Source organism: Paenibacillus sp. LT-B23 (assembly GCF_059417685.1).
The window spans coordinates 364,105-376,195 of the sequence record NZ_JBSQBM010000001.1 but is presented as its reverse complement, the minus strand read 5'-3'; the positions used below and the strand labels follow the sequence as shown (position 1 = coordinate 376,195).

Genomic DNA, 12,091 nt, shown 5'->3' with positions numbered 1-12,091 from the left:
TCTCTACTTACCTTTCATACTATTCTATTTAGGTACCGTACTGGGCTTGATGCAGGCGGCTATATGGACCTTTTACCGCCAGCAATTCTTCATGTCTACCTTGCTCGGCGATGCCCTGATCGGCAACTACGATAATGCGGTCGGCGTTTTTGATCGTTGCCAGACGATGCGCAATAACGAGCGTTGTGCGTCCTTGCGACAACTCCGTCAACGCCTGCTGAATCGCGGCTTCCGTCTCCGTATCCAGTGCGGATGTCGCTTCATCCAAGATGAGAATAGGAGGATTTTTGAGGAACATCCGAGCAATAGACAAACGTTGCTTTTGGCCCCCGGACAGCTTCACGCCCCGTTCACCAATCATCGTATCCAAACCTTCCGGATAGGAACGAACAAGGTCTTCAATCTGAGCCCGTCGGGCGGCATCCCAAATTTCTTCTTCCGAAGCATCGAGCTTGCCATATGCAATATTTTCACGAACTGTTCCATCAAACAGGAACACATCCTGCTGTACGATCCCAATCATGGAGCGCAACGATTCCAGCTTCATTTCACGGATATCCATACCATCAATGGTAATGCTGCCTTCCTCCACATCATAGAAGCGTGGCAATAAACTGCAAAGCGTCGTTTTACCTGCTCCTGAAGGGCCGACCAGTGCTACAGTTTCTCCAGCATGAATGGATAGGTCCACTTTACGCAATACCTTGTCTTTGTTTTCATAGCCAAATGTTACACCTGCAAATTGGATCTCTCCATTGAGATGGGTAACGGTCTTGGCCCCTGGCAGATCTTCTACATCCGATTCACTTTCCAACAAATCCAGGTATCGGCGGAAGCCGGCAATGCCTTTGGGATACGTTTCAATAACGGAGTTAATCTGCTTGATTGGTGCGAGAAATACGTTGGACAGCATCACAAACGCGATAAATTCCCCGTACGTCATTTGCCCTTCAATCACAAACCATGTACCGCACACGAGTACAAACAGCGAAACCAGCTTCATCAGGATAAAGCTAATTGAAGAATTCCAGGCCATAATGCGATAAGCGACCAGCTTCGTTTTACGGAAGCGTCCGTTATTTTCAGCAAAACGCTCCATTTCATGTTCTTCATTCGAAAATGCTTGAACGACGCGGATACCGCTGACGTTATTTTCAATACGAGCGTTGTAATCTGCGATATCTGAAAACATACGATGGAAAGCAGCATTCATTTTACGGCTAAAATACAAGGACAAGTAAATCATGAGCGGCACAATAATGAACGTCAGCACAGCCAGCTTCCAGTTAATGCCTAGCATGATGCCGAAGGCCCCTCCCAATGTCATCAGCGCGATAAACAAATCTTCGGGTCCGTGGTGAGCAATTTCCCCGATATCCATCAGATCGTTGGTCATACGGGAAACGAGATGCCCTGTTTTGTTATTATCAAAAAAACGGAAGGATTGCTTCTGCACTCGATCAAACAGCTTTTTACGCATGTCCGATTCGATATTAATCCCCAGCTTATGCCCCCAATAGGTAACCACATAATTTAAACCGGCACTAACTACATAAATACCAAGCAGTCCTAGGCAGGCATATAAAATCCACTTCCAGTTCCCGCTAGGCAGCAAATCATCGACCACCCGGTTGACGGCAAGTGGAAAAGCCAGCTCCAGCAGTGCAGCCAGCAAGGCGCAAGAGAAATCAATAATAAACAAAGTCCGGTAAGGACGGTAGTATTCAAAAAAACGTCTCAGCATGGTTATGACTTCTCCCTTCTTATTTGGAGTGATTATTGAGGATCGGTGGAAAGCATGGTAATGGCTTCATCCAGCGATTGGTCGATAGCAAGCGGTGAATACGTAAACCACGGGTCAGCTTTGATGAAATATACTTTGTGATTTTTGACCGCAGGGAGATTTCTCCACAGTGCGCTTTGCTCGATTTCCTTGAGGATTCCATCCTTGCTCTCTTCATCATAAACCAGCATAATAATTCGGTCCCCTGACAGTTCAGGCAGCTTTTCCATCGAGATGCTATCGTAAACAAAATTAAAGTTCGGGTCCTTCGCCAGCTTTTGGCGTATGTACTCAGGAGGATTCAATTCCAGCGAGCGATAAATGACATGTCCTACATTCCGCGCCCCGTACACTCTCAGCACATCCTTGCCGTAGGTCATGTAAATCGTGACCGTTTCGTATTTCTTAAATTTTCCAGCCAGCTTCTTCCGGGCCTTCGGCAGCCTTTTGATCCAGATTAGCAATCCACTGCTCAGCTTCCTTGTCCTTACCTAGCACGGCGGCAACATCCCGAAATTGCTTGAACACATCCCCTGCTCCAAAAGAAACGACTACAGTTGGAGCAATTTTCTCCAGCTGCTCCTTCACTTCGGGAGTGGTATCTTCTGATGTTATGATCAGGTCTGGTTGTAGCTCCAGCACCTTTTCTACATTCGTCGGGTTCCCAATATCCGCAACTCCGTCAATCTTACCTTTTAAATAGTCACCCTCCAACAAATGGGAAGCGGCACCTACCGGTTTAACTCCTAAGGCCAGTATCGCATCCAAATATTGTGTTGTAATAACTCGTTGCGGATTTACAGGGATATTGATCTTGTTGCCAGTGGCATCTGTATATTCACGCATAGCAACTGTTTGGGATTGCCCGGAAGAGTTGTTAATGCTGGTCTTTCCGTTAGTCTGATTGCGGGTATCTGCGTTTCCACAAGCACCCAGTACAACCGTCAGCAGAACCACAAGACAAAGCGTGATTTCCCATTTTAATCTGTTACTTTGTTGCATATTACAAATCCTCCTTAGTTATATATATCGAAAATGATAGTGATTCTCATTATCATACATTTGTTATTCTATCTTTTACCACTACTTCTTACAACACCAAAATTAAAAACTTCCATTAATATTTATGTATCATCACAATAGAAAAACCAAAAAGCCACCTGCTATAAGGTAGCCTCATGGTGTATTGATTTATAAAGTTGGGTTATACACTCGGTTTATTTCTTCTGATCCACTAGCTCCAGCTTGGCAGGAATTGATTTTTTCACGGTTTTACCCTGGAGTACATCCTGTGCCGCCCGAACTGCCAATTGTCCAATCAGTTCAGGTTGCTGAGCCACGGTTGCCGTGAGCTTGCCTTCCTTAATTGATTTCAACGCATCCTCATTACCGTCAAAGCCGATCACCGGAATATTTTTACCCGAGCTTTGAATGGCTTCAATCGCCCCAAGCGCCATTTCATCATTATGGGCAAATACCGCCTGAACATCCGGGTTGCCTTGCAGCAGGTTTTCCATGACATTCAAACCTTTGGTCCGGTCAAAATCGGCCGACTGTTTGGCAATAACGTTCAGTTCCTTATCCGCTACTTCGTGGAAGCCTTTGCCCCGTTCGCGGGTAGCCGATGCACCTGGTACGCCTTCCAACTCAATGACCTTGGCACCTTTTCCGACTTGATCAATCACGTATCTGGCAGCTATGCGTCCACCCTCTACATTGTCCGAAGCGACAAGCGCTTTTACATCTCCTTTGTCAGCCGAACGATCCAGCGTAATGACCGGGATGTTCAAAGCGTTCGCGGATTGAACGACCGTGGAGATAGCCGACGAATCTGTCGGGTTAATTAACAACGTATTTACGCCTTGCTGGATCAGATCGTCCACATCATTGCTTTGCTTCGCCGAATCATTTTGCGCATCAACGACAATGACCTGTAATCCTTGTTTTTTGGCCTCTGCAACGACTCCATCTTTGAGAGAGACGAAAAATGGATTATTCAGCGTGGAGATAGACAAGCCTATTTTAATGTCCTTCAAGTTCGCGGCTGCTTTAGGTTTCGCCCATTCCGGCGGTTCCAAAGAACAGCCTGTCATGAGCAGGAGCAGCAAGGCTGTCATAATTAATGTAAGCTTTTTCATATATGTGGTCTCCTTATATACAGATTAGGTGGTTTATGCAGATTTCTTACGGTCAATCAATACAGCGATGGCGATTACAATCCCTTTGACCACCATTTGATAAAAAGAGTTCACACCCAGCAAATTCAAGCCATTGTTCAGCGTCCCGATGATGAGTACACCGATTAACGTACCTACTATTCGCCCCCGTCCGCCTGACAGGCTTGTTCCACCCAGTACGACAGCCGCAATGGCATCCAGTTCATAAGAAGTACCTGCTGTCGGCTGCGCCGAGTTCAAACGTGAGGTCAAAATAGCACCCGCCAAAGCAGAGAGCATTCCAGCCAGAGAGTAAATCCAAATTTTCACGCGCGGTACTTTAATACCGGATACAATCGAAGCCTTCTCGTTACCACCGATGGCATACGTTTTGCGTCCAAACGGCGTTTTATGCAAAATGATCCACAGTACGGCAAAGGTAATAAGCATCGTAATCGCCGGAACCGGAATGCCAAACTGGTAGCCGCGGCCGAACAACTGAAATACCAGGCTGTCTCCGAGTCCTGTAATTGGATTACCGTTGGTATAGACCAGCGTCAATCCTCTAAAAATAGTCATGGTCGCCAATGTGGCAATAAAAGGAGCCATTTTACCTTTGGTAATCATCAAGCCATTAATCATCCCCATGACGCCACCCAGCGCACAGCCAATGATAATCGCCAAAATCGGATCGAACCCGGCCAGCATCATATTCGCGACAAATGCACTGGATAGAGCTAGGATCGAGCCAACAGACAAATCAATCCCGCCTGTGAGAATCACGAAGGTCATACCAAACGCAATCAGCGCATTAATAGATACTTGGCGCAACAGATTTAGAATATTAAGGGGTTCCAAAAAGCTGGGATTCAAGACTGATACGATGATGACCAAAATAATGAGTCCCAGTAACGGGCCGAGCTTTTGCGTGATTTGCGACATTTGAAACCCTTTGCCACCTTTAGTTTCATTCATAGTTGTCATATTACTGTCCCCCTGTAGCTAACGTCATAATGTGTTCTTGTGTGGCTTCTTCCCTGCTCAGTTCCCCGGTGATTTTCCCCTCATGAACCACAATAATACGATCACTCATGCCGAGCACCTCAGGAAGTTCTGAGGATACCATGATGATCGCTACTCCGCGCTCGGTCAGCTCGTTCATCAACTGGTAGATTTCCCGTTTGGCACCTACATCCACGCCTCTCGTTGGTTCGTCAAGAATAAGTACGCTTGGGCCAATGCCCACCCATTTAGCAATAACCACCTTTTGCTGATTGCCACCTGACAAACTGCGTACCGTCGTTTCGCCTGATTGAGTTTTTATTTGTAAGCGCTTAATTAATGTATTAACAAAATCCAGCTCTTTTTTGCCTGAAATAAATCCTTTCGACGTAAAGCTGAACAGATTGGGCAGCACCATGTTTTCCCGGATCGAAAAATCCAGCACCAATCCCTCATCCTTGCGGTCCTCTGTAATAAAGCCGATTCCCAGCTTAACCGCGTCATCCGGCTTGCGGATAGCTACCTTTTTTCCCCGCACATGGATTTCACCGCTATCCAAAGCATCCAATCCAAAAAGCGCTCGCATAATTTCTGTCCGCCCCGAACCCATCAAGCCCGAAAAGCCTACAATTTCCCCGGATCGCACGGTAAAATTCACATTTTTAAATAAACCTTTGTGCGAGGCATTTTTGACCTCCAGCACCACTTCTCCCAAAGCAGGTATTCTCGCCGGATAGCGCTCAGTTAGCTCCCTGCCGACCATTTTCCGCACAACCTCATCAAAATCGGTATCAGGAATCGCTTGGGTATCCACTGTTTTTCCATCACGCATGACGGTAATCCGGTCGCAGATTGCGAATATTTCCTCCATACGGTGTGAAATATACACTATGGAAACGCCTTCTTTTTTCAAGGAAGTAATAACCTCAAATAGCTTTTGAATTTCCCGTTCAGTTAGCGCGGCTGTCGGCTCATCCATTACGATTACTTTGGCATCCGTCATCAATGCTTTAGCTATTTCAATCATCTGCTGTTGACCTACGGAACATTCGCCTGCTTCCCCATTCAAAGGCAGATTCACTGCAAGCTTAGCGAATTGTTCATTTGCTAGCGCTTTCATTTTGGTGCTATCCAGCAATCCCCACTTGGATGTCATTTCCTTGCCGATAAACAGATTTTCCAGCACCGTCATTTCCGGCCACACATTCAGCTCCTGGTGGATAAAAGCAATTCCCTTTTGCTCCGCTTCTTTAGGGTTAGCAAAATAGGTTTCCTGACCGTCAATGATGATGGTTCCTTCATCACGGCGATGCAGCCCAATTAAAATATTCATTAGCGTTGATTTGCCTGCACCATTTTCACCCATGAGTGCATGAACCTCTCCTTCATGGAGATCAAAATCCACACCACTCAGCACCTGATTGGTTCCAAAGGCTTTGTGAATTCCCTTCATTTGAATCTGCATGCTGTCCCCTCCTTTATATCCAAAATGAACTTATCCAAAATAGGTTTATCCAAAATAAACCCCGGCCTGCAAAATACAATTGGCAAACGGCTTATTTTCTCCTGTGCGAATGACCACCTTGGCATGACGGGTCAACTCCTTGAATTGCTCATGCGAACAAAACTCAATGGCGGCGGTTTGCGCCGTGGTCTGCGAATTTTCTGACTGTTCCCCTGCAAATGTGCGGCTAATATACCGTAAAGCTTCCTTATTCCCCTGTTTAATTTCTTCAGCCAACGTTACCTTTTCGACCACCATGTCTGCTGCGATTACATCAACGACATCCTGAAAGGACGGTACGCCCAATTTGAGAGCCAAATCAATTTTGGTAACGCCTTCAGGAATGGGTAAGCCGGCATCGGCCACGACAATATAGTCCGTGTGACCGAGATCTGACAGTACCTTGGATATATGACTGTTCAGGATTCCATGTTTTTTCATATTATAATTGCTCCTCCACTTCACGCCGCGTTGGCATACCACCCTGTGCCCCAAATTTGGTAACGGACAGTGATGCAGCACGATTGGCGAATTTCACACTGTCTGCCAGCGATTTCCCCTCAGCCAGCGCCACTGCAAATGCAGCGTTAAATGTATCCCCTGCACCTGTCGTATCCACGGCTTCTACTTTATAAGTAGGGACAACGATCTCCTGTTCTCCGTCGAAAAACCGTACACCATTGCTGCCTTCTGTAACAAACAACTTGTTCGGATATTGACGTAGAGCCTCTTGAAGGCTTTGGCCCTTGAACATAATAGCGGCTTCATGCTCATTTGGCGTAATGTATGTCGCATTCTCAATCACACTTGCTTCCACCTCACGAGCCGGAGCAGGATTCAGCAACAGCGGCACCTCATACTTGGCGCAAATTTTGCTCACGTATACGACCGTTTCCTCCGGTATTTCCTGTTGAATGAGCACCATATCCGAATTTCGGATCACATCGATCGCTTCCGCTACATAGGCTGGAGTTATTTCATTATTCGCTGCTTTTACAACGACAATACTGTTATCTCCTTCAGCCAGTACGATATGTGCTGTACCGCTTTTCATATGTGTAACCGGTTTCACATAGCCAACATGAACATGATTTTCTTCAAAGTTCCGTAAAATCTGTTGGCCTAAATGATCATCCCCTACACGTCCAATCATCGTAACGTCCGCTCCGAGACGGGCTGCGGCTACTGCCTGATTGGCTCCTTTCCCTCCGGGCACGGTTGTAAAGCTTTCACCCAGTACCGTTTCTCCTGCACCGGGGCGCTTGGATGAAGTCACTACAAGATCCATAGAGCTGCTTCCGATAATCGTGATTTTAGCCATGATAATCCACCTTTCTGGTCGTTTCCCGTTCAATGAATTTGACGGGCAATTGTATGCTTGAATGAGTAAGTATGCTCGAATGAAGATTAGGTACGCTTGACTTCGTTGCTTGCGACTGCTCAATCAGTTGAATCAGCAAGCCTGCTGCTTCCCATCCCATTTCATAAGCAGGCTGCCGAATGGTTGACAATGGCGGGAATAACAAGCTGCTTAACGGTATATCATCAAACCCGATAATCTGAACATCATCCGGGATTTTTTTTCCTAATCTATGTGCCTCATGCATCACCGCTGTAGCCACAATATCGTTACTCGCAATGACTCCGTCCGTATCCGGATGCTTGCTGAACAGCTCTTTGGCCCACAGCTCGGCTTCCTTGAACGAAAAGGACGTCGTCTTGACAACATGATAAGCAATACTCGATTGCTGAAGTTCTTCAACCGCCCCGCGAAAACGATCCTGTGCTGGACGAATATGCGCCGGCCCCTGCATGACCGTAATTTGTTTGCTACCACGGGCCACGATTTCCTGCGCTGCAAGTCGACCGCCATGAGCACCATCCGCATATACGGAAGGACTGTCATTGGAAGTTCGATCAAGAAAAACGACAGGGATTTTCAACTTGGCGTAGCAATCAGCATTGGGATCATTTGTAGATGAAATGACGCCAACGACATTATTTTGAATAAAGGTATCCATGTAATCCAGTTCTTTTTGCCGATCCTCATCACTATTGCCAAAAATAATTCGAAAATCATTTTCCTGCATTCGATCCTCCACTCCACGGGCTAGCAAGGGAAAATAAGGATTCGTAATATCCGGTAGAAGCAGGCCGATCAATCTGGATTTCTTTTTGTACAAAGAACGAGCAACTTCGTTGGGTTTGTAATTTAGTTGCTTAACAGCGGCCTCAACCTTGCGGCGTGTATCCTCATGCACATATCCGGTTTCATTAATAACTCTGGATACGGTTGCTACGGAAACGCCGGCATAGCTGGCGACCTGTTTAATTGTTGTCATTGTGTGGTTTCAACTCCAATGTGTAACCGGTTACACATATAAAATATCACAGCATTTATTTTTTGACAAGCACTAAATATTTGCACACAGCAGGTTTTGGCCTTATAATTCTTATTGTAACTGATTAAGTTTCACCTTTGACATTCTAAACGTGACCTTACTTATTCCTGGTTACTCGATAAAATACGTATACATGGAGGCTTTTCCTTATGAATATCGAAGTTTGGTCTGATTATATGTGTCCGTTCTGTTATATCGGCAAACGCCGTTTGGAACAAGTAGTGAAGCAATTCCCGCACCACGATGAGGTGCAATTGACATTTAAGAGCTTTGAGTTGAACCCGGATGCTGTAAAAGACAGTGGTAAAACGATCAATGAAGAGCTGTCAGCCAAATATGGCGTCAGTCTGCAAGAGGCTCAGGCCATGAATGATCGTATGAACGAAAACGCACGCACGGCGGGTCTGCAGTACAATATTCATGCTATGGTGCCAACCAATTCTCTGGATGCTCACCGCTTAACACTTTGGGCTCAAACACAAGGCAAAATGCTGGAGCTGAGCGAGCGCTTATTCCAGGCTGTGTTCATAGAAGGAAAACATACGGGCGATCATGAAGTGCTGACGGCGCTGGCTGCGGAGGTTGGTTTGGATCGAGACCAAGCCGCTGCCGTGCTGGCCAGTGACCGCTTTACGGACGAAGTTAGAGCTGATGAAGCCGAAGGTGCTGGGTTGGGTGTTCGTGGTGTGCCTTTCTTTGTGTTTGATCGAAAATTTGCTGTTTCGGGTGCTCAGCCGGACGAAGTATTCCATGATGCCCTGCAAAAAGCATGGGACGAACGTTCTCCTTTCACAATGGTAAGTGCAAACTCCTCCGCAGGCGATGCAGGTGTATGCACCGACGACGGTTGTGAGCTGCCACATCGCAAGAACTGATGGGTCAGTGAGCAGCGATTCACAACCTCTTAACGAATTTTCATTAAAAAAGCGTGCCGACATCGGATTAGACCGTATGCTGGCGCGCTTTTTTAATAATTGCTACAATGATTTGATCATCCCGCCATCGACAAGAATGGTACTGCCTGTCAAATAGGATGAGGCTTCGGATGCCAGAAAAGCAACCACTCTGCCGAACTCTTCTGGCTCCCCATATCTTCCCAACGGAATACCCTCTTCTGCTTGTTTGCGAACCTGATCCAATGTTTGCTGAGTCTTTTCGGCCCGATGCTCGTCCAAGCTTCGCACACGATCGGTTGCGATTCTTCCCGGCGCTACGGTATGTACCAGGATATTATAAGGAGCTAATTCCAGAGACAGTGTTTTCGCTAATCCAGCGACACCCGTACGTAGTGTATTCGAGATAATAAGACCCGGAATCGGCTGCTTAACCGAGGAGGATGCAATATTTAAAATTCGGCCGCTTTGTTGTTTTTTCATATATGGTAGAGCTTCACGAATTAACCGGATATGACTAAGCAAATTTTGCTCAAAGGCTTGCAGCCATACTTCATCTGTAAAATCATCAAAGGTTCCCGCAGGAGGCCCGCCTGCATTGTTAACTAAAATATCGATGGTGCCGAACAAATCTGCCGTACGACGGATAGCCTCAGAGATATGCTCGGGTTTCGTTACATCGCAAACCACATATTCTACGCGCCCGCTGGCCGTTTCCTGGAGTTCAGCCTGTGTATGTTGAAGCTCCGCTTCGTCCCGTCCCGAAATCACGACATTCGCACCTTCACGTGCCAGCTCCCGTGCGCTTGCCTTGCCAAGCCCTTTGCTGGAGCCTGCAACAAAGGCAGCTTTTCCCGTTAATCCTAAATCCATCTATGCCACTCCCTTTTCTCTGTGTTCTCTATTTAATTGTACACATGAACAGCACGTAATGCGAGTAGCCCCTCTTGGGTTATATAAAATTTCATTATACGCCCAACCTATTTCCACAGTATAATGGACAATGCACATGCATTTTTAAGAAATCGCACAATAGAAAGAAGATGAACCAGATATGTTCGGCACCATTCTTTTAGACGTGGTTTTACCTATTTTTGTACTCATTGGTTTTGGTTGTATCATGCAATATTATTTTCGACTGGATTTGTATACTTTAGCTAAGATCAATTTTTACTATATTACCCCTGCGGTTGTGTTTACCGGACTGTATAATTCGGAAATTTCGTTATTGCTTATGGGTGAGGTTTCTCTTTTTTATGCCTTGTACATAGCCATTCTGTACGTCATCAGTACGACCGTTGCCAGATCTCTGAAGTATAGCCCCGGAATGCGGGGAGCTTTTACAAACAGTGTCATGCTTGATAATTCTGGAAATTATGGCCTGCCGATCAATCAGCTAGTATTCAAAGGTGATCCGCTGGCTACGTCCGTTCAAGCACTGATTATGACCTTTCAAAGCTTTGTCACGTTTACATACGGTACCTTTGTTGTACAGAACGGCAAGGCCGACACTCGAAAAATTCTGATTAATTTTTTGAAAATGCCGGTTCCTTATGCCCTCGTGCTGGGCTTGCTGCTGAATCTGTTACACAGTCCATTGCCCAATTTACTGGCAGAGCCGTTGAATTATATCAGCCAGTCGATGGTTGCCGTTGCTCTGCTTACGTTGGGAGCGCAAATTGTGCAATATCCCTTTCGTCTGCGGCGTACAGCTGTGTATATCAGTATGGTGCTGCGTCTGATTGCCGGTCCTGCGGTCGGTTTTCTGCTCGTACTCTTGCTTGGGCTTAAAGGGATTCCAGCACAAGCCCTGCTGATTGCATCCGGTATGCCTACCGGTGTTAATACAAGTATTTTGGCTGAGGAATATAAAAATGAACCCGATTTCGCAGCTCAAACGGTACTGCTCTCAACCATTGTGAATGTCATTACGATGACGCTGTTGATTTCAGCATCCCGGTACCTTATTTGATGTTACCTATCGTGCCACTGTGCAGTCGGATAAGTGCTTCCCGTTGCTTCCCCCTTGCTACCGCTTCGCTTGTACAGTACCATTCCGCCCACTCCGTTTTTAACGTTCATTTTTCGAGTTCCGCATATAAAGAAATACTTTTGTCTGAGGACAAGAGCATTTCTTTTCTTCAAAAAAGAACATACGTTTGGGACGATTCACCTTTTCCTGTTTAAAGTGGTATGTGTGTTTTATGGAGATTGTATGCGTGAAAGAATTGTTTTTCTATTATGAATTTTTCATATAGTGAAATAATTATAAATGATGTTATTAAAGCTGCTCTATTCGTTGCTGGTTCCAATTTGTCGATGGTCTGTTACCGAAAATGGACTGAGAGTCT

At 46.0% G+C, this 12,091-nt stretch carries 10 protein-coding genes and 1 pseudogene; 2 read left to right on the top strand and 9 right to left on the bottom strand.

What is annotated here, in order from left to right:
* Positions 1-28: 28 nt before the first annotated feature.
* The 8 genes and pseudogenes from ACWXW9_RS01700 to ACWXW9_RS01665 form a co-directional block, all read right to left on the bottom strand.
* Positions 29-1,744 (bottom strand): ABC transporter ATP-binding protein, encoded by a 1,716-nt coding sequence (locus ACWXW9_RS01700; protein WP_494927990.1) that lies wholly within the window; start codon positions 1,742-1,744, stop codon positions 29-31.
* 32 nt (positions 1,745-1,776) lie between these two features.
* Positions 1,777-2,785 (bottom strand): annotated as a pseudogene (locus ACWXW9_RS01695) (ABC transporter substrate-binding protein).
* Between the two features lie 215 nt (positions 2,786-3,000).
* Complete coding sequence (gene rbsB, locus ACWXW9_RS01690; RefSeq protein ID WP_494927989.1) at positions 3,001-3,921, bottom strand: ribose ABC transporter substrate-binding protein RbsB; 921 nt, start codon at positions 3,919-3,921, stop codon at positions 3,001-3,003.
* 33 nt (positions 3,922-3,954) lie between these two features.
* Positions 3,955-4,923, bottom strand: coding sequence for a ribose ABC transporter permease RbsC (gene rbsC, locus ACWXW9_RS01685; protein WP_014281544.1), 969 nt, complete (start codon positions 4,921-4,923; stop codon positions 3,955-3,957).
* 1 nt (position 4,924) lies between these two features.
* Entirely contained in the window at positions 4,925-6,406 is a 1,482-nt protein-coding gene (locus tag ACWXW9_RS01680; protein WP_494927988.1) for a sugar ABC transporter ATP-binding protein, read from the bottom strand.
* 45 nt (positions 6,407-6,451) lie between these two features.
* Positions 6,452-6,886, bottom strand: a complete 435-nt coding sequence (rbsD, locus tag ACWXW9_RS01675; protein ID WP_494927987.1) for a D-ribose pyranase — start codon at positions 6,884-6,886, stop codon at positions 6,452-6,454.
* 1 nt (position 6,887) lies between these two features.
* A complete protein-coding gene (gene rbsK / locus ACWXW9_RS01670) occupies positions 6,888-7,766 on the bottom strand; it encodes a ribokinase (RefSeq protein WP_494927986.1) in 879 nt (292 codons plus the stop codon).
* Positions 7,759-8,787, bottom strand: a complete 1,029-nt coding sequence (locus ACWXW9_RS01665; protein WP_494927985.1) for a LacI family DNA-binding transcriptional regulator — start codon at positions 8,785-8,787, stop codon at positions 7,759-7,761. Before ACWXW9_RS01665 ends, rbsK begins: the two co-directional genes overlap by 8 nt.
* A 209-nt stretch (positions 8,788-8,996) precedes the next feature.
* Between ACWXW9_RS01665 and ACWXW9_RS01660 the strand changes: the two genes are divergently transcribed.
* The gene (locus ACWXW9_RS01660; RefSeq protein WP_494927984.1) at positions 8,997-9,722 is read left to right on the top strand and encodes a DsbA family oxidoreductase; all 726 of its coding nucleotides are present in this window, start codon (positions 8,997-8,999) and stop codon (positions 9,720-9,722) included.
* A 102-nt stretch (positions 9,723-9,824) separates the two neighbouring features.
* Here ACWXW9_RS01660 and ACWXW9_RS01655 read toward each other — a convergent pair whose 3' ends face one another.
* Complete coding sequence (locus ACWXW9_RS01655) at positions 9,825-10,613, bottom strand: SDR family oxidoreductase (protein ID WP_494927983.1); 789 nt, start codon at positions 10,611-10,613, stop codon at positions 9,825-9,827.
* A gap of 181 nt (positions 10,614-10,794) precedes the next feature.
* Between ACWXW9_RS01655 and ACWXW9_RS01650 the strand changes: the two genes are divergently transcribed.
* Positions 10,795-11,712 carry an AEC family transporter gene (locus tag ACWXW9_RS01650; RefSeq protein WP_494927982.1) on the top strand — a complete coding sequence of 306 codons (918 nt, stop codon included), beginning with the start codon at positions 10,795-10,797 and terminating at the stop codon, positions 11,710-11,712.
* Positions 11,713-12,091 lie beyond the last annotated feature (379 nt).